Here is an 18,417-nt window from a genome sequence, read left to right as displayed (position 1 = left end):
CTACGGCCTGGGCGCGGCCATCCAGGCGGCGATCTGTGCGCGCGAGTTGACGCCGAGCTTGTTCATGATCGCGCGTACGTGGCTGTCCACGGTGTGCTCGGAGATGAACAGCCGCGCCCCGATCTGCCTGTTGCTGAGCCCCTCGGCGACCAGCACGGCGACCTGCGCCTCCCGCCTGCCGAGCGGCGCGGCCACCTCCTCCTGGAGTCCCTGCCCGGCCTCGGCCGGCTCGCCGAGCGCCAGCCCGATCGCCTCGTCCCTGCCCATGCGCCTGCCGTCGGCGAACTCGCTCTCGAACGCCGCCGCCCCGAGCTCCGCCCTGGCCGCCTCCCCGGCCCCGGCCAGCAGGGGCGGCAGGAAGGGCAACATCCGGGCGCCGGCCTGCGCGCGTACCGTCTCGGCCGCCCCCAGCAGCCGCGCCGCCTGCCGCGCCCGGCCGGAGCCCGCCGCGTGGCAGCCCAGGGCGTCGAGCAGCACGTACTGACCCACCCGGTCGTCGATCCGGTACGCCACCCGCAGCGCCTCCGCCAGCAGCGGCCCGGCCTCGTCGAGCGCCCCGGCGATCAGCCTGGCCGAGCCCAGGTTCAGCAGCATCATGTCGAGGCTGTAGAGGTCGCCCGTCTCCCTGGCCAGGCGCACGCCCTGCGCCGCCGCCTCCTCGACCGCGTCCAGGTCGCCCTCGGACAGGCCGTTGAGCGCGCGCGACTGCAGGACCATGAGCGTGGCCTGGTCGTCCCCGGCCTGTTCGGCGACGGCGCGGGCTCGCTCGCCCAGTCGCTGCGCCGCCTGCCGGTCACCCGACATGCTCGCCGCCATCGAGGCCAGCGCCAGCGACTGCGCCAGCACGGCCGGCAGCCCCGCCGTCCGCGCCGCGTCCACCGCCTGCGCCAGCACCGGACCGGCGCTGGGCGCGTCCGACTGCAACACCGCCAGGAAGCCGCGCATGAAGCAGGCCCTGGCCCGCGCCTGCGGCCCGCCGCCCGCGCAGGCGAGCAGCTCGTCGATCCACCGGACGCCCTCGCTCGGCGCGCGGGTGATCCAGTAGTAGCCGACGGCGTAGATCAGGTTCATCCCGCGCGCCACGTCCCCGCCGTCCCCGCCGTCCCCGCCGTCCCCGCCGTCCCCGCTGTCCCCGCTGTCCCCGCTGTCCCCGCTGTCCCCGCTGTCCCCGCTGTCCCCGCTGTCCCCGCTGTCCCCGCTGTCCCCGCTGTCCCCGCCGTCCCCGCCGTCCCCGCCGTTCAGGCAGGACCTCAGGACCGCGCGCACGTTGTCGATCTCCAGGTCCATCCACCGGAGCCACTCGGCCAGCCGCTGCCTGACCTGCGGTGCGACCCGCAGGCAGCGCGCGGTGTAGTAGCCGGTGAACCGGCGGCCGAGCGCCTCCTCCTCGCCGGCCTCGCGCAGCCTGAGCGCGGCGTACTCGCGCATCGTCTCGTGCAGGCGGTAGCAGGCCAGGCCCCCGGCCTCCTCCTTCGTCACCAGGGACTTGTCGACCAGCGACGACAGCGGGCCCAGCGCGGGGACGCCCTCCTGCGCGCAGACCGACTCGACGTCCTCCAGCGTGAACCTGCCCGCGAACACGCACAACCGCCGCAGCAACGTGCGCTCCGCGGGGTCCAGCAGGTCGTGGCTCCAGTCGATGGTGGTGCGCAGCGTCTGGTGGCGGGGGAGCCGTACACCCTCGGTGAGCAGCCCGAACCGGTCGTCGAGGCGGTCGAGGAGCTGTTCGGCGGACAACACCCGCGTCCGTACGGCCGCCAGCTCGATCGCCAGCGGCAGCCCGTCGAGGCGGCGGCACAACCCGGCCACCGCCGCCTGGTTCGCCGCGGTCAGCTCGAACGTGCCCGACGCCGCCGCGGCCCGCTCGGTGAACAGCGCGACCGCCTCGTTCTGCCGCAGCTTCGCCGGCGAGAGGCGGTCGTCAGGCAGGTCGAGCGGCGGCACCGGCACCACGTGCTCGCCCGGCGCCGACAGCGGCTCCCGGCTGGTCGCGATCACCCGCACGCCCGGCGCGGCCCGCAGCACGTCCGCGACGAGCCCGGCGACCGCCGCGAGCAGGTGCTCGCAGTTGTCCACCACCAGCAACAACCTGCGATCCCGCAAGTACGGCAGCAGCACCGCGGACGGCTCGGCCGGCGTCTGCGCCCGCAGATCCAGGGCTGCCATGAAGGCGTCGCCGACCAGCGCGGCATCGCGTACCTCCGCCAGCTCGACCAGCCACGCGCCGCCGGGAAACGCGCGCCAGAGCCCGGCCGCCGCCCGCAGCGCCAGGCGCGTCTTGCCGACCCCGCCCGGCCCGACCAGGCTCACCAGGCGGGACTCGGCGAGCCTGCTCCTGACCGCGGCGAGCTCACGACGGCGGCCGACGAAACTGCTCACCTCTTCGGGCAGATTGCCCGAGCGGTGCGGGGGTCTGGCCATGGTGGCTCGGACACTACTACCGCCCCGGGCGTTCGTTCCCGCCCGCCAATCACGAATTCTCGTGATTCCGCCGTGCCCGCGCCGGATCGCACGCTGGACGCATGGTGATGAAGGCGATTCGCTACCACGCGTACGGGCCTCCGGAGGTCCTGCGCCTGGAGGACACCCCCACGCCAGAGGTGGGGGACGACGACGTGCTGATCCGCGTGCGCGCGGCCTCGGTCAACCCGCTGGACTGGCACAACATGAGAGGCAAGCCGTACGTCGCCCGCCTCGACATGGGCCTGTTCCGGCCCAAAATGTCCGCGCTGGGCGGGGACCTGGCGGGCACCGTCGAAGCGGTGGGCGGCAACGTCACCCGCTTCCGTCCCGGCGATGAGGTGTACGGCGGCTGCGGCACGGACCTCACCCTCGGCACCACCGGCCTGGCCGAGTACGCCTGCCTGCGCCAGGACGCCATGCTGCGCAAGATCCCGGCCGGCCTGACGTTCGAGCAGGCCGCGGCCGTGCCGGTGGCGGCACTCAGCGCCCTGCAACCCCTGCGCGACAAGGGCCGCGTCAGGGCCGGGCACCGGGTGCTGGTCAACGGGGCGGCGGGCGGCGTGGGCACGTTCGCGATCCAGATCGCCAAGGCCCTGGGCGCCGCCGAGGTGACCGGGGTGTGCAGCACGCCCAACACGGAGCTGGTCCGCTCGCTCGGCGCCGACCACGTCATCGACTACACCAAGGAGGACTACACGCGCGGCGGCAGGCGCTACGACGTGCTGCTCGACCTGGTCGCCAACCACGGCGTCATCGCCAACCGGCGCGTGCTCGCGCCCGGTGGCGTGATGGTGGAGTGCGCGCCGTCTCCCGGCGACTGGCTCGGCCCGGTGCTCGGCATGGCCAAGACCGCCCTGACGCCTCGCGTGGCCTTCTTCCTGTGCCGCGTCAGCGGCGACGACCTGGCCGCCGTCAGCCGGCTCATCGAGGCAGGCAAGGTCAAACCGGTCATCGACCGCACCTACCCGCTGGACGAGGCCGCCGAGGCCATCCGGTACCTCGAAAGGGGGCACGCCAGGGGCAAGGTCGTGGTCACCGTGTGACGGCCGGGGTCAGGGCCGGTCGTCGCCATCCACCAGCGCGGCCAGCTCGCCCCTGCTGGAGATGCCGAGCTTGGCGTACACCCTGGCCAGGTTGTTGTTCACGGTGGCCACCGTGAGCCCGAGCCGTTCGGCGACGCGCCTGCTGCTGTGCCGGGCCGCCATGACGGCGATCTCGCGTTCCCTGCGGGTGAGCACGGCGGTGTGCTCGTGTTCCAGCAGCGGCGTCACGGCCCCCTCGCAGCGGTCGCGGAGCCGGGCCGCGCGCTCGGCCGCGAGCGACGCCTTGGCCGGCAGCCCGGCCTCGCGGTACGAGCGGGCCGCGACGGTGGTGGCCTCGGCCGCCAGGAGGTCGTGGCCGAGCCGGGCGAAGACGGTGGCCGCCTCGCAGAGCGCGTCGCCGTCGGGTTCCGCGAGCCCGTGCGCGGCCGTCGCCACCGCCCGGCTGAACGGGGTGCCGAGCGCCGCGCCGAGTTCGTCCATGCGGTCCAGGTCCGCCGCCCCGCCCAGCCGGGCCACGTCGTAGCCGGCCTGGCACTCCACGGCGGGCAGGCCGATGTCCCTGGCCAGCGCGGTGGCGCGGCCCGCGCAGGCGGTGGCGTCGGTCAGCTCCCCGGCGGCGGCGTGCGCCCAGGCGTCCGCGAGCACGGCCCAGGGCGTGAACAGCCGGTTGGCGCCGTTGTCCCGCCACACGGTGCGCTGGACCCACTCCCGCGCGCCGGACGCGTCACCGCACAACGCGCTCGCCGTGCCGAGCCCGGCCATGAAAGCGCCGGTCATCCGCATGGTGTCGCGGTCCTGGAGAGCGGCCACGGCCTCGCACAACGACCGCGTGGCGGTGACGGGCCGCCCCTGGGCGCACTCGACGAGCCCGCGGAAGCCCACCGAGCCCGCCGACATGAGCGGCGCGGGCCCGGCCAGGATCGCGCGGTAGCCCTCCTCGGCCTCCTCCCAGGCCGTGACCAGGTCGCCGATGGCCAGGTAGGCCAGGCAGCGGGCGAGGCTGTGCTGCACCACGCTCCACGGGTACGTCTCCCCATGCTCGGCGATCAGCGCCTGCCCCCGGTCGTGGAAGTAGGCCGACTCCGCGGGCTTGCCCAGGAACCCGGACGCCAGCGTGCCCGCCACCGTTGACCACATGACCGCCTGGGGGTTCGCCGACCGCCACGCCAGCAGCCGCCTGGCCGACTCGATCGCGGCGGCGCACCGCCCGTCGAACAGGTAGATCCACGACCTGTTGCCCTCGATCATGTCCCTGCCCGGGTCCTCGTCGGCCAGGTCCAGCACGCGCAGGGCGGCGGGGACGTCTCCGGCGCCGAAGTAGAGGGTGTCGGAGCGGGCCAGCGCCCACCGCGTACGTTCCGGGCCCGCCGGGGGCACGTCGGACAACACGGCGACGGCCTCCGAGCTGAAGCCGCGGTATTCGAGGATCTCCGACAGCAGGGCGTCGCCCGTGGTGCCAGGCTCCGCGTCGCGCGCCGCCCGCGCCAGCCGTTCCGCCAGCGCCAGGTCCGCGCGTTCGACGGCCTGCCGCGCGCCGAGGCGTACGATGTCGGGCCTGGTCACGCGGCCGCCTTCGAGCTGCCAGATCCCGGCGCGCAGCGCGTCGTCGCGGCGGCGCAGCGGCGCGGCCAGCGCGGCGCCGGCCAGGCGGCCCGCCAGCAGCCTGGCCCGCGCGGCCGGCAACTCCGCGCGCAACAACTCGCCGTAGAGCGGATGGGCGAGCCGGAGTTGTACGCGGGCGCCCGCCCGCTCCGACACCGCCAGCCCGCAGTCCTCGGCCGCCTCGACCGCCGCCGCGCCGGCCAGCCCCTCCAGGAGCGCGGGCTGCAGCGGCTCCCCGCAGGCCAGGAGTTCGAGCACGAGCCTGGTGGGCCGGTCCAGCGGGCGCAGCCGGTTGAGCAGCAGCCGCCGCACGCCGCCGCGCAGCCGGGCTCCGCCGCTGAAGTGCCACACCCCGTACGCCCTGCGCAACGTCCCGTCCGCGAGCGCGCCCGACAGCAGTTCGCGCAGCGCCAGCGGGTTGCCCGCGGCCAGGCCGTGCAGCCGGGTACGCGTCGCGCCCTCGATGTCGCCGGGCAGTTCGTGCCCGAGCAGCCGATCGACGGCCGTCGGCGGCAGCGGGTCGAGGTCCAGCCACACGGCGGGACCGTCCTTCCACAGGGCGACGACCGCGTCGGGCACCGGCTCACCGCCGCGTACGGTCACCACCGGCACGATGAGCCCCTGCGCGACCAGGTGCCCGAGCACGGCGGCCGAGCCCTCGTCGAGCAGGTGGGCGTCGTCGAACCCGAGCACCAGGCGCCGGCCGCCGCCCTGCTCGCGTACTCGTGCGGCGACCAGCGGCAACATCGACAGGCCAGGCTCGTGCGGGATCCGTTCTGCGGGCAGCAGCGCCGCGACCGCGCCGAACGGCACGGAGGCCAGCGCCCTGGTCGAGGCGACCCAGCCCGTCGCGCACCCGCCGGCCGCCTGTTCGGCCAGGATCTCGCGGGCCAGCCGGGTCTTGCCGAGCCCGGCCTCCCCCGAGATGACCACCCCGATCGCCTCTCCCGCGGACAGACCTGAACGGACGCGATCCAGCTCGGCTTCCCGTCCGACGAACGGCCACCCTCCCATGGCAGCCCCCTTCGCTCGCCTCATGTGTCCTTCGCCGCTCATCGGCGGGCGGATGACGGGGGCTTGCCACGCCTTCGGGCAGATGGTCCGGCTGATCTGGGTGATCGGCAAGGGTCTCATGGCGTGCTCCTCTCCGGCTCGGACAGTGCACGGCCATCCCGGCGGACGATCGCACAGGTGCCGCGTACGCTCACCCATGTCCGTCCCGCTGTTGTCACGGTTGGCTGGACCACATGAACGAGATCCTTGTTTTGGGCGCGACCGGCAAGACCGGCCGCCGTGTGGTGAGTCTGCTGCAGGCCCAGGGCGAGCGGGTACGGCCCGCTTCCCGCTCCAGCCGCCTGCGCTTCGACTGGACGGCCCCGGAGACCTGGCGGGAGGCGGTGGGCGCCGCCGAAGCCGTCTACCTCGTGGCGCCCGACGACCCCGCCCCCGTGCGGAAGTTCGTCCAGGACGCGACCGGTGTGCGGCGTTTCGTGGTGTTGTCCGGGAGGGGCATGGACCTGGTCGACAACGGCTTCGGGGCCGGAATGGCGTCCGCGGAAAAGGCCGTACGCGATTCTGGCGCGGAGTGGACGATTCTGCGGCCGAACAACTTCAACCAGAACTTCGACGAGGGCCTGTGGCACGCGCCCCTGCGGGCGGGACGGCTGGCCCTGCCGATCGGGCAGGTGCCCGAGCCGTTCGTGGACGCCGACGACGTGGCCGCGGTCGCCGCCGCCGCGCTGGCGCGGGACGGGCACGCGGGCCACGTGTACGACCTGGCCGGTCCCGACCGGCTGACCTTCGCCTCGGCCGTCGAGGTCATGGCCAGGGCGGCGGGCCGCTCGATCGAGTACGTGGAGCTGACTCCTGAGCAGTATCGGGACGAACTGCTCGCGGAGGGTTATCCGGAGGCCGCCGTGGAGGCGTTGAACGCCCAGTTCGAGCTGCATCGGGCCGGGATCAGCGCCGATCCGGCCGATGGGGTGCGCCGGGCCCTGGGACGCGACCCGATCGCCTTCGCGGACTACGCGGCCCGGGTCGCCGCGACCGGAGCGTGGTCCTGAGCCCGCACCGGACAAGAAGGGCGCCGCCATGAAGGGCTAAAGGGCGGCGCTGTGAAGGCGGCGCTGTGAAGGCGCGGTGCTGTGGAAGGGCGGTGCTGTGGAAGGGCGGTGCTGTCGAAGGGGTGCTGTGGAGGGGCGGTGCTATAGCGGTGTGGAGCAGGTTGTGCGGGGCACGAACGTGAGCCCGTCGTACATCTCCCCGAGCACCGCGGGCGAGAAGGCGGTCTTCGCGATGAACCGCCCGGCCACCGCCCCGAAGCCGCGGGTGAAGGTGCGCTCGCCCAGCCAGGCGGCCACGGCCTCGGGCCGCCCGCCGCCCCGGAGGTCCACCACGTAGTCCCCGGGGTGGGCGGCGGCCAGGCGCGCCTCCACGATGCGCGGCGCGGAGGCGGCCGGGACGCGGATGCGCACGGGTGACCGTCCTCGCAGGATCCTGCCGAACCGTGACGGGCGGGCGCGGAACTCGCCCGCCCCGAACAGCAGCCCCATCGCGTAGTAGGCGTCCCCGTACGTGTCGGCCAGGTGGCGGCCCGTCGCGGGGACCGTACTGCCGGTGTAGTGACTTTTCATGACATGGCCGTTGTGCGCCCACAGGACGATCCGCGCACCGGGCTCCGCCGCGAGCAGGCCGGTGTTCTCGGCCATGTGGCGGTCCCGGGCGGCGATCATGGTCTGCCCGAGATCGGCGTGCTGCAGCCACTCGGCCACCTCATCCGGCATCGGCGCGTCCCCGCCATCGAGTGGTCACCTGCCCATGCTCGCACGGTCAAGTGACCACTCGATGCCCCTCCCGACTCCGCGCCGGCGGCTCTCCTGTCGCCACGCGGGCCGTCCAAGCACTGCCGCCGCCACAACTGTCAGGCGGGGTGGGGCGCTACCGTGGTCACGTCACGCGGGTGCCGGCAGTCGGTGCCGTCACGCGGGTTCCGCAGCTGAGCTGTTCCCCGGATGTCTGCAGCACGATCTTTCTCCTCTCGGATGCGCACATTCTGTGGCGTGTCATCACAGAGCACACCAGAGGCCGCTCCCAGATCGCTCTCACCTCGTCATCACCTGGCGCGGCTACCCCCGGGCGCGGGTGGCCAGGTCGAACAGGGTCGTCAGCTCGCGGGCGTAGCCGTCCAGGTCGAGGTCGGGCGCGGTCTGCAGCAGGAAGGGCAGGCCATCGACGCTGCGCTGGATGGTCGCGGCCATCACGAAGGTGTCGAAGTCGCGGAACTCCCCGCTGGCCTGGCCCTTGCGCAGGATGACCTCGACGGGGCCGAGGGCGGCGCGGTCGTCGCCGGGGCCGTAGGTGCTGCCGGCCTCGGCGTCGGCGTCACGGAAGTTCAGGAAGATCGACATCAGCGCCTGCATCTGGACGCGGTGCTCCGCGATGAACTCGACCACACCCGTGATGTACGCCCTGAGCTCGCTGCGCGCGTCAGGCCGGTCGGTCAGCCGTTCGGCGGCGAACCGGCCGAGCAGCCCGTAGACCTCGCCCACGACGGCCCGCATCAACTCGGCCTTGCCCGCGAAATGGTAGGAGATCAGGCGGGTGCTGCTCAGGCCGGCGCGCTCGGCGATCCGGGCGAACGTGGCCTGACCGTAGCCGAGGTCGACGATCGTGTCGATGGTGGCGGCGATGATCTGCGCGCGCCGGGCGTTCGCCGTGAAGGTGTGCTGAACCTCTGGATTTACTCGCACAGGTAATCGTATCGAGGCTGGTCGGGGACACGCAATCACCGTCAATGGCGGTCGGTCACCCCGTCGTGACGTTGCGCTTTTTACTTGCTCTAGGTAATTTTTACTTCGCTAAGTAAGACTCAAGGGGGACCCGCATGATCGACACCACGACACCGCTGAAAGGCCGGCGGCGTGCCGCGCTGACCCTGGCCCTGGTGGTGCCCGCGTGCGCCGAGCTGAGTTTCGGCGCGATACCGCTGCACATGGCGTGGTTCGTGCTGCCGGTCCTGATCCCGATGTACGGGGCGGGCGTGCTGCTGGTGCGGGAACTGGTGCGCCGCTTCAAGGGCGGCTGGCCGAGCCTGCTGCTGCTCGGGCTGGCGTACGAGCTGGTCGAGGACGGCATCGGGCTGCAGGCACTGTCGAGCCCCAACCTGTACCGGGCCGCCGAGTGGGGCCCGCGCGTGCTCGGCATCAACACCGGCTACTGGGAGGCGCAGGCCGGATACCACGTCGTCTTCAGCGTGCTGATCCCGATCATGCTCGTGGACCTCCTGTTCCCGGCCCACCGCGACCGCCCCTACCTGCGGCGCGGCGGGCTCATCGGCGTCGCCGTGCTCGCGGTGCTCGGGGTGGGGATGGTGCGCGTGACCGTGCCGCCCTCGCAGGATCCCGGTTATCAGGCGCCCCTGGTGGTCATCGCGGGCATCCTGCTCGCGGTCGCGGTCCTGGCCGTGCTCGCCCTGCGCGTGCTCCCGGGCCGTACGCCGTCACTGGCCCCGGTGCGCGAGGTGCCCCGGCCCGCCGTGTCCGGCCTGTTCGCCCTGCTGGCCACCCTCGCCTTCCTGGGCCTGCTGATCCCGGCAGGCGATCCGCCCGCCTTCGGTGAGGGCGCGTGGTCCCTGGTGCCGATGATTCTGGCGGCGGTCATCGCGGTCGCTGCGGGGCGGCACTTCCTGCGCTGGACGGTCACCGAGGGCTGGAGCGATCAGCACCGGATCTGGGCGGCGGGCGGCGCGCTCATGTCCCATTCCGTCGTGGCCGTTTACGTCTTCGCGCAGACCACCTTCGACCGCGTCGGCCAGGTCGTCCTCGCCGCGATCACGGTTCTCCTGCTCGCCCTGCTGGCCAGGAGCACCGCCATCACGGCCCGCCGCGACGGTTGACGGATTACCTGGAGTTCCATCGGCCGATCAGCGCTTGCGCGGACGTGACCTGCGGCAAGCTCTGCGTTCATGTGGACGAAAGACGGCCCCGCACGTGGCTCTCAGGACGCGGGCGCCGCGAGCCCGGCCGACAGGTTGACCACCGTGGCCTCGCGAGGGTTGCCGAGTCCCGCCCGGGAGCGCAAGCCGGCGCTGGCCGCGCTCGCGGTGCTGCTGATCCTCGGGGGCGCGCTGGCCACCATGGTCCTGATCATGCGGGCGGACGAGCGGGTCTCGGCCATCCTCATCACCAAGCGGATCGGCGCCGGGCAGGCGCTCGACCCGGGGTCGATGCGGGAGACGCGGGTCGTCGAGGACGGGGTGACGTACGAGTTGTGGGCGCACCGCGAGCAGGTGTCACGGACGGTCGCCGCGGCCACCCTGCTGCCGGGCACCGTGGTCACGACGGACATGACCGTGGCCTGGAACCAGGAGCTCGTGCCCGGCAAGGCGCGCGTCGGCCTGGCGCTGAAGCCCGGCCAGATGCCCAACGCGGTGCAGGCCGGCCAGCGGGTACAGGTCGTCCTGGTCCAGAGCGGGGGCACCGGCGCGACCGGGCAGGGCTACCGGGTGCTGGCGCAGAGCGCGCTGGTGGAGAGCTCGGTCGTCAGCAACAACCGGGCGACCGCCGAGGTCACGGTGGTCGTGGACGGCAGCGTCGCGCCGGAGATCGCCGCGCACGCCTCCGCCGGCCGGATCGTCATCACCGAACTGCCGGGGGCACGGTAGGCGGACCCTCGGGGAGATTGGCAGGCGGACCAGCAGGGGGTTCGGCAGGCGGAACAGCGGCGGGTTCGGTGGGCAGGAACTTGTTCTTGCGCAGCGGCCCGGCGAGCAGGATGAGGCCGCTCAGCACCGCCATCGAAGTGATGATCCACATGGTGGTGCGCAGCCCGGCCAACTCGGCCACCGCCCCGCCCAGCACGGCGCCGATCGGCAGCGTGCTGAAGTTGACGAAGTGCTGGCTGGCCGCGACCCTGCCCATCAGGGGGGCCGGCGTGTAGGCCTGGGTGAAGCTGCCGATGAGCACGTTGCTGGCCACGATGGCCACGCTCACTGTGAGGCCGCCCACCAGCAGGAAGACCAGGCCCCAGCCGTCGGTGGTCAGCGGGACGAGCAGGGCCAGCGGCGTGACGCCGAGCTCGGCCGCCAGAATGGTACGAGCGGTGCCGACCCGCGCGGCCAGGGCGGTCACGATGAGCGCGCCGATGACCCCGCCCACGCTCACCGCCCCCAGCACCAGCCCCACCAGCCCCTGTGACAGCCCGACCTCGCGGACCATGAACACGATCAGAATGGCCTGCAGCGCCGCGGCGGGCAGGTTGCTGACGCCCGCGTGAATCGTGAAGACGCGCAGGTACGGATCGCGCCACACGAACCTCATCCCCTCGCCGATCTCCTCGCGCAGCGTCGTGGTGCGTCGCGCGCGCTCGTTCAGGTGTGACTCCGGCACCGGGATGCCACGCAGGCACAGCGCGGAGACGACGAAGCTGAACGCGTCGATGAGCAGGCCGCTCACCGCCCCGGCGGCCTGGGCGATGGCGCCGCCGACGGCCGGGCCCAGGATGAGCGCGCCGGCGTCGGTGCCCTGCAGCTTGGCGTTCGCGCCCGGCAGTCGCTCCTTCGGCAGCAGCGCGGGCAGGACCGCCTGGGCGGCCGTGGCGAAGAAGACGGCCGCCGTGCCGAGTACCAGGGCGACGGCGATCAGGTGGGTCATCGTCAGCACGCCGAACCAGGCGGCGACCGGCACGGTGGCCAGCGCCAGCGCCGCGACGGCGTCGCAGGTCATCATGGTCCGGCGACGGCGCATGCGATCGACCCACGCGCCGGCGGGCAGCCCGATGAGCAACCACGGCAGCCAGACCGACGCCTCCAGCACGGTGATCATGAAGGTGCTCGAACCCAGCACGCTGATCGCGATCAGCGGCATGACGACGGTGGTCACGGCGCTGCCGAGCTTGCTGGTGGCGTGCCCGAACCATAAGAGCGCGAAGTACCGGCCGAGGTCGCGGGTGATGGCGGGCGTCGCGCGGTCGATTTCCATGAATCCCGTCCGATCGGATCGCCTGGGCTGCGTGAACTTCCAGCATTCTGGCGTCATTCCGGACGGCCTTTCCGGGCGTGACCGGCAACTGCCTGCATGCTGCCGGACACAACTGCCGGTCCGGTACAACGGCCGGAAGTAGCCTTCCCTCGTTGATTCCAGACACTTAACGGTGGAGGTTCCCATCAACAGGTCCCGATTTGAAGTTCTGCTGACCGGTACGTCGTCGGATTCGCATGTCTGGAACCTGGCCTATATGCACCTGTTCATTCAGGAGCTGGGCCACGACGTCCGCAATCTGGGCTGCTGCGTACCGGATGACCTGCTGCTCCGTGAGGCCGTCCGGCTGGAGCCCGACCTCGTCGTGATGAGCACCGTCAACGGGCACGGACTGGCCGACGGGGCGCGAGCGGTGCGGCTGTTGCGCCGGGAACTGCTCCTGCGGGACGTCCCCATTGTCATCGGGGGGAAACTCGGAATTGCCGGATCCGATCGGGCGAAGGATACGCAGGCGTTGCTCGCCGCCGGTTTCACCGCTGTTTTCGGGGACACCGACATTGACTTATTGCTGTTCGAAGCCTTTCTGGAGAATTCCGTCTCGGTAAGGGTGGGAAATTGACCGCGTTCGGACGGTTCGTGGCGGACGTCCGCGCGGCGGGCCGGCTCGTGTTGCAACCGCGGATGGGTTTCGGCGACGCCGCGCACATGCGCCGCGGTCTGGCCGCGACGAAGACGGCCGCGCCGGCCACGGTGGGCACCATCACGCTGGACAGCTACACCAGGCTGGGCGACCACGACGGCGCGCGGCGGATGCTGGCGGCAGGGGTGGAGCTCAACGGGTACCCGATCGTGGCCCACGACGCCGGCACCACGCTGGCCATGCTGGACGGGATCCGCGACGACGCTTTCCCCGTGCAGGTGCGGCACGGCTCGCCAACGCCTGACCGGCTGTTCCGCAGGTTGTGCGACCTGGGCCTGACCGCGACCGAGGGCGGCCCGGTGTCGTACTGCCTGCCCTACGGCCGGACGCCGTTGCGCGAGAGCAGGCGGAGCTGGGAGCGCTGCTGCCGGATGCTCGCCGACACGGGCGAGAGCGGGGTGGAGCCGCATCTGGAGACGTTCGGCGGCTGCATGCTCGGGCAGCTCTGCCCGCCCGGCCTGCTCGTCGCGATCAGCGTGCTGGAGGCGCTGTTCTTCCGCCGGTACGGCCTGCGCAGCGTCTCGCTCAGCTACGCCCAGCAGGCCAGCCCCGCCCAGGACCACGAGGCGTTGCACGCCCTGCGGCACCTCGGCGACCGCTTCCTGTCCGGCCTGGACTGGCACATCGTCCTGTACGCCTACATGGGCCTCTACCCCAGGACCCGCTCCGGCGCGGAGGCGCTGCTCGCCGACGCCGCCGGGCTGGCCGTCCGGGGCGGCGCGACGCGGCTGATCGTGAAGACCACGGCGGAGTCGGCGCGCATCCCGACCATCGCCGAGAACGTCGCCGCACTCCGCCACGCCGCGTCCGCCGCCCACGACGCTGCCACGTCCGTCATGTACGACGCTGCCGTGTACGACGCTGCCGCGTCCGTCGCGCAGAATGCCCGAGTCGTCGCGCCCCCGGCGTCCGACACCGGAGTGCTGGCGGAGGCGACCGCCATCGTGGAGGCGGTGCTCGATCTCGACGATGACGTCGGCAAGGCCATGGAGCGCGCCTTCCGCCGTGGCTACCTGGACATCCCCTACTGCCCGCATCCGGACAACGCCGGGCGTACCAGCAGCTATCTCGACCACGACGACCGGTTGCGCTGGCGGGACACCGGCCGGTTGCCGGTCGCGGAGCCCCGCCGCGCCGCAGGGCGTCACTTCGGCACGGCGGACCTGCTGGAGTGCCTGACCCGGGTGCGCAGGAAATACGACCCGATCGAGGTGAGCACATGATCGTTGATGAGCCCCGGCTGCCCGGCCCGCTGCGGGACCACCTGATCTCCCCGGTCACCAGGACCGCGCTGCGGGTCCAGCAGGAGACGCTCGGCGCGGTGCGCGGTTTCCTCAACGCCCGTGGGTTCACCGAGTTGCAGGCGCCGATCATCGGGCCGGTGACCGACCCGGGCGTACGCGGTGCCAAGCAGGTGGACATCGACTACTACGGTGCCCGCTACAAGCTGATGTCCAGCGCGATCCTGTACAAGCAGGCCGCGCTGCTGGCCTGCGACCGGATCTTCTGCGTCGCGCCCAACGTCCGCCTGGAACCGCCGGAGACGGCCTCGACAGGGCGGCACCTCGTCGAGTTCCACCAGATCGACGTGGAGATGGCCGAGGCGTCGCGCGAGGAGGCGATGGCCGTACTGGAAGGGCTGGTCGCCCACGCGGTCTCCGTCGTGATCCGCAACCTGGCCGGGGAGCTGGAGGCGCTCGGCCGCGACACCGGAGCCTTCGCCGAACTGCTCGACCAGCCCTTCGACCGGATCTCGCACACCGAGGCGGTGCAGCGCCTGGAAAGCGCGGGACATCCGCAGCGGGGCGCCGCCGAGCTGGCCTGGTCGGGGGAGCGGGTGTTGTCGGGCAAGGCCACCCGGCCGTTCTTCGTCATCGACTATCCCAAGGGCTCGCGGGGCTTCTACGACCGCGAGAGCCGTACGTCCGCCGGTGTGCTGCGCAACTTCGACCTGATCGCCCCCGAGGGGTACGGCGAGTTGTCCAGCGGCAGCGAGCGCGAGTCCGAGTACGCCAGGCTGGTGACCCGGATGCGCGAGACCGGCGAGAACCCGGCCAAGTACGCCTGGTACCTGGAGCTGGCCAGGGAGGGCCTGCGGCCGAGCGCGGGCTTCGGCCTCGGGCTGGAGCGGCTCGTCCGGTACATCACGGGACTCGGCGAGATCTGGCAGGTCACGCCGTTCCCGAAGCTGGCGGGGGTGATGTCCCCGTGACCCGCCTGCACGCCCCCGGCTTTCCCGAGGAGCCGATCAGGGCCAGGGCCAGGACGGGCGAGGCGGCGGCGTTCCCGTACTGGAGCGAGTACGGGCGCGCGGTCTTCGGCGCCGAGCCCGGCGACGACCTCCTCGACCGCATGCGCCTGGCGCCCCCGATCTTCATGCCACAACGGCTGGAGAAGCTGATCGAGCTCGGCCGCGAGCCGACCTACGCGGACGTGGAGCTGGCGACGGCGATCGGCGGCCTGCCCTCGCGCCTGCCCGTGTACGTGTCGGCGCTGGGCTCCACCGAAGTGGCCGGCTCCGTACTGGGCCTGGCGGTGATCAGGCAGGCCGCGCGGCTCGGCGTGCCGCTGGTCATCGGCGAGAACGTGGCCTCGATGGACGGCTACCGCGACACGGAGACCGCCGCCGGCCTGCTCTTACGGATCAAGACCTACCTCGCGGAGCTGCGGGACGGGTACGGCGGGATCGTCGTCCAGCAGAGCACCGAGGACGCCGACTCCGAGGTGTGGAACCTCGTGTACAGCGACCCGGCCGTGGCGGACCTGCTCGACTCCGGACGGCTGGCGTTCGAGCTGAAGGCCGGGCAGGGGGCCAAGCCGGGACTCGGCGGCATGACCGTTCTGGATCCCGCCGACGCCGCCCGCGTGGCCGGGCGCTATGTTCTGGACACCACGATCGGCCCGGGCGCCGCGCTGCTGCGGAGCGGCTGCCCGGGCACCTTCACCGAGGAGATCCTCGGCCAGCAGGTCCGTCTCATGCGCAACAACTACCCGCGCGCCCGGGTGTGGGTGAAGCTGCCGCCGGTACGTGACGTCCGGGCGGCCGCGCACACCGCGTGGGCGGCGGGCGCGGACTCGGTCACGGTGGACGGCGGCGAGGCGGGCACCGGCTGGGCGCCGCTCGTCTTCCTGCGGCAGGTGGGCCTGCCGCTGGCCGAGTGCCTGCGCCGCCTCGGCCCGCCGCCGTCGTGCGTGCTGGTGTCCGGGCGGATGTGGGAAGGCGCCCGCGCGGTCAAGTGCCTGGCGCTGGGGGCCACGGCCGTCGGACTGGGCCGCGCCGCGCTCGTCGCGGCCGATGAGGACCCGGAGAACGGCCTGGTCAGCCTGGTCGAATGCCTGGCCTTCGAGATGCGGATGCTGATCAGCGCACTGGGCAAGTACACCCCCGATCGGCTGGGCCCCGAGGACATCTGGGATCCGGAGGGCGGCTGGGCCCCGGACGTCGGCTCGGATCCGGAGGGCGGCCCCCCGGGCGCCGGCTCGGGTCCGGACGCCGGCCGGGGCCGGGGAGCCGGGTCGTGACCGCCTTGGCGGCCATCAGGATCACGTTGCCCCCCAAGAGCCTGAGCACGAAAGGCGCACGACTTCCGTGAAGCACACACCCCGCAACGGCGCGCACCCCATCGACCTGCGCCCGTTCATGACCGAGTTCCCGACGGGCGTGGCGATCGTCACCGCCCTGGCCGACCACCGGCGGCCGTGGGGCATGACGTGCACCTCCATGTGCAGCGTCACGCTGACCCCGCCGACCCTGCTCGTGTGCCTGCGCGAGACCAGCCCGACCCTGGCGGCACTGCTGAACGTGCGTACCTTCGCCGTCAACCTGCTGCACCGCGACGCGCGGCCGACGGCCGAGCTGTTCGCCTCCGGGACGGCCGACCGGTTCGACCGGGTGGCTTGGAGCGTTCCGCCGGGCTGCGGCGGCCCCCACCTGGACGCCGCCGCCCACATGATCGCCGACTGCGCGCTGACCGAGAGCAGGACGATCGGTGATCACGTCGTGGTCATCGGCCGCGTCTCGCACGTCACCCGCACCTCGGAGACGACCCCGCTGCTGTACGGCCGGCGCCGCTACGCGTCCTGGCCGGAGCCGTACCCCGTACCCGCAGGAGGACCGCAATGATCCGCAACGTCGTCATCGTCGGCGGCGGCACGGCCGGCTGGATGACGGCCACCCACCTCAACCGGGCGTTCGGCGACTCGGTGACGGTGACGGTGGTCGAGTCGGCCCGGGTGCCCACCATCGGCGTGGGTGAGGCCACCTTCAGCACCATCCGCCACTTCTTCGCCTACCTGGGGGTGGAGGAACACGACTGGATGCCGGAGTGCGCGGGCAGCTACAAGCTGGCCATCAAGTTCCAGAACTGGCGCGAACCGGGCACCTCCTTCTACCACCCCTTCGAGCGGCTGCCCGTCGCCGGCGGGTTCGACCTGGCCGACTGGTGGCTGCACCTCGACGGCAAGGTGGCCGAGTTCGACCGGCGCTGCCTGGTCATGCCGGCGATCTGCGACGCGCAACGGGCGCCGCGCCGCCTCGACGGCGAACTCCTGACCGGCACCCTCGAACAGGGCACCCAGTTCCCCTACGCCTACCACTTCGACGCCGCGCTGCTGGCCAGGTACCTGACCAGGCTCGGCACAGCCAGGGGCGTGCACCACGTCCTGGACGACGTGACGGAGATCAGGCAGGACGAGCGGGGCTGGATCAGCCACCTGGTCACCGGCGAGCACGGGAAGATCCACGGCGACCTGTTCATCGACTGCACGGGCTTCCGCGGCCTGCTGATCAACAAGGTGCTCGGTGAGGAGTTCCTGTCCTTCGAGGACGTCCTGCCGAACAACCGCGCGGTCGCGCTGAGGGTGCCGCGCGACCTCGACAAGCACGGCATCGACCCGTACACGACCGCCACGGCGATGGACGCGGGCTGGATCTGGACGATCCCGCTGTTCGGCCGGGTCGGCACCGGTTACGTGTACTCCGACCGGTTCTGCTCACCGGATGAGGCCGAGGCGACGCTGCGCGCGTTCGCCGCGCCCGGTATGCCGGAGCTGGAGGCCAACCACATCAGGATGCGGATCGGCCGCAACCGCCGCTCCTGGGTGCACAACTGCGTGGCCATCGGCCTGTCCAGCGGGTTCGTCGAGCCGCTGGAGTCCACCGGGATCTTCTTCATCCAGCACGGTGTGGAGCAGCTCGTCAACTGTTTCCCCGACGCCAGGTGGGACCAGGGGCTCGCCGACGCCTACAACGCCCGGGTGGCCGGGGTGATGGACGGCGTGCGCGAGTTCCTCGTGCTGCACTACCGGGCCGCCGCCAGGGACGACACGCCGTACTGGAAGGCGGCCAAGACCCGGGCCGTGCCGTACGGGCTGGAGCGGCGCCTGGCGGGGTGGCGCTCGATGTTGCCCGACGCGGCGAGCATCCAGCCGCAGTTCCACGGGTTCGAGCCGTACTCGTGGCGGGTCATGCTGATCGGCCTCGGCGCCCAGCCGGGCGCGCCGCTGCCGGCCCTCGCGCACGCGGACCCCGCCCAGGCCATGGCCCTGCTGGACAGCGTCCCGCGCAGGGCCGGGCAGCTCATCGAGGAGCTGCCGAGTTGTCACGCCTACCTCAAGCAGCTCAACGGCTGAC

The 18,417-nt window shown here is 72.4% G+C and carries 15 protein-coding genes; 10 read left to right on the top strand and 5 right to left on the bottom strand.

The genetic code is table 11. The annotated features are described in order from the left end of the window. On the bottom strand, nucleotides 1-2,421 hold the full coding sequence (locus AB0I81_RS39110; protein WP_360667952.1) for a LuxR C-terminal-related transcriptional regulator: 2,421 nt from the start codon (nucleotides 2,419-2,421) through the stop codon (nucleotides 1-3). A 101-nt stretch (nucleotides 2,422-2,522) separates the two neighbouring features. Between AB0I81_RS39110 and AB0I81_RS39105 the strand changes: the two genes are divergently transcribed. Continuing rightward, nucleotides 2,523-3,506, top strand: a complete 984-nt coding sequence (locus AB0I81_RS39105; RefSeq protein ID WP_360667950.1) for an NAD(P)-dependent alcohol dehydrogenase — start codon at nucleotides 2,523-2,525, stop codon at nucleotides 3,504-3,506. Nucleotides 3,507-3,515: 9 nt separating this feature from the next. Here the strand turns inward: AB0I81_RS39105 and AB0I81_RS39100 are convergent, their stop codons facing one another. Then, entirely contained in the window at nucleotides 3,516-6,122 is a 2,607-nt protein-coding gene (locus tag AB0I81_RS39100; protein ID WP_360667948.1) for a LuxR family transcriptional regulator, read from the bottom strand. A gap of 233 nt (nucleotides 6,123-6,355) precedes the next feature. Between AB0I81_RS39100 and AB0I81_RS39095 the strand changes: the two genes are divergently transcribed. Beyond that, nucleotides 6,356-7,171: an NAD(P)H-binding protein gene (locus AB0I81_RS39095; protein ID WP_360667945.1), complete on the top strand. Its 816-nt coding sequence runs from the start codon at nucleotides 6,356-6,358 to the stop codon at nucleotides 7,169-7,171. 141 nt (nucleotides 7,172-7,312) lie between these two features. Here the strand turns inward: AB0I81_RS39095 and AB0I81_RS39090 are convergent, their stop codons facing one another. Then, entirely contained in the window at nucleotides 7,313-7,891 is a 579-nt protein-coding gene (locus AB0I81_RS39090; protein ID WP_360667942.1) for an erythromycin esterase family protein, read from the bottom strand. A 342-nt stretch (nucleotides 7,892-8,233) separates the two neighbouring features. Beyond that, a complete protein-coding gene (locus AB0I81_RS39085) occupies nucleotides 8,234-8,857 on the bottom strand; it encodes a TetR/AcrR family transcriptional regulator (protein WP_360667940.1) in 624 nt (207 codons plus the stop codon). Between the two features lie 134 nt (nucleotides 8,858-8,991). Here AB0I81_RS39085 and AB0I81_RS39080 point away from each other — a divergent pair, with 134 nt between their 5' ends. Together AB0I81_RS39080 and AB0I81_RS39075 are read left to right on the top strand one after the other, a co-directional pair. Continuing rightward, on the top strand, nucleotides 8,992-10,002 hold the full coding sequence (locus AB0I81_RS39080) for a hypothetical protein (protein ID WP_360667937.1): 1,011 nt from the start codon (nucleotides 8,992-8,994) through the stop codon (nucleotides 10,000-10,002). A gap of 69 nt (nucleotides 10,003-10,071) precedes the next feature. Then, entirely contained in the window at nucleotides 10,072-10,770 is a 699-nt protein-coding gene (locus AB0I81_RS39075; protein ID WP_360667934.1) for a hypothetical protein, read from the top strand. Here the strand turns inward: AB0I81_RS39075 and AB0I81_RS39070 are convergent. Further along, complete coding sequence (locus AB0I81_RS39070; protein ID WP_360667931.1) at nucleotides 10,745-12,085, bottom strand: MFS transporter; 1,341 nt, start codon at nucleotides 12,083-12,085, stop codon at nucleotides 10,745-10,747. The genes AB0I81_RS39075 and AB0I81_RS39070 overlap by 26 nt on opposite strands. 172 nt (nucleotides 12,086-12,257) lie before the next feature. Between AB0I81_RS39070 and AB0I81_RS39065 the strand changes: the two genes are divergently transcribed. The 6 genes from AB0I81_RS39065 (at nucleotide 12,258) to AB0I81_RS39040 (ending at nucleotide 18,416) form a co-directional block, all read left to right on the top strand. Beyond that, entirely contained in the window at nucleotides 12,258-12,704 is a 447-nt protein-coding gene (locus AB0I81_RS39065; RefSeq protein ID WP_360667928.1) for a cobalamin-dependent protein, read from the top strand. After that, a complete protein-coding gene (locus AB0I81_RS39060) occupies nucleotides 12,701-14,008 on the top strand; it encodes a methylaspartate mutase (RefSeq protein WP_360667926.1) in 1,308 nt (435 codons plus the stop codon). Before AB0I81_RS39065 ends, AB0I81_RS39060 begins: the two co-directional genes overlap by 4 nt. Next, a complete protein-coding gene (locus AB0I81_RS39055; RefSeq protein ID WP_360667923.1) occupies nucleotides 14,005-14,997 on the top strand; it encodes an asparagine synthetase A in 993 nt (330 codons plus the stop codon). The genes AB0I81_RS39060 and AB0I81_RS39055 overlap by 4 nt, the downstream gene beginning before the upstream one ends. Next, the gene (locus AB0I81_RS39050; RefSeq protein ID WP_360667920.1) at nucleotides 14,994-16,307 is read left to right on the top strand and encodes a glutamate synthase-related protein; all 1,314 of its coding nucleotides are present in this window, start codon (nucleotides 14,994-14,996) and stop codon (nucleotides 16,305-16,307) included. The genes AB0I81_RS39055 and AB0I81_RS39050 overlap by 4 nt, the downstream gene beginning before the upstream one ends. A gap of 67 nt (nucleotides 16,308-16,374) precedes the next feature. Further along, nucleotides 16,375-16,908 carry a flavin reductase family protein gene (locus AB0I81_RS39045; RefSeq protein ID WP_360667916.1) on the top strand — a complete coding sequence of 178 codons (534 nt, stop codon included), beginning with the start codon at nucleotides 16,375-16,377 and terminating at the stop codon, nucleotides 16,906-16,908. After that, complete coding sequence (locus AB0I81_RS39040) at nucleotides 16,905-18,416, top strand: tryptophan halogenase family protein (RefSeq protein ID WP_360667913.1); 1,512 nt, start codon at nucleotides 16,905-16,907, stop codon at nucleotides 18,414-18,416. Before AB0I81_RS39045 ends, AB0I81_RS39040 begins: the two co-directional genes overlap by 4 nt. Nucleotide 18,417 lies beyond the last annotated feature (1 nt).

Source organism: Nonomuraea sp. NPDC050404 (assembly GCF_040655495.1).
GTDB lineage: Bacteria > Actinomycetota > Actinomycetes > Streptosporangiales > Streptosporangiaceae > Nonomuraea.
Note: the sequence above shows the minus strand (reverse complement) of the source record. Positions and strands in the feature narration are given on the sequence as shown.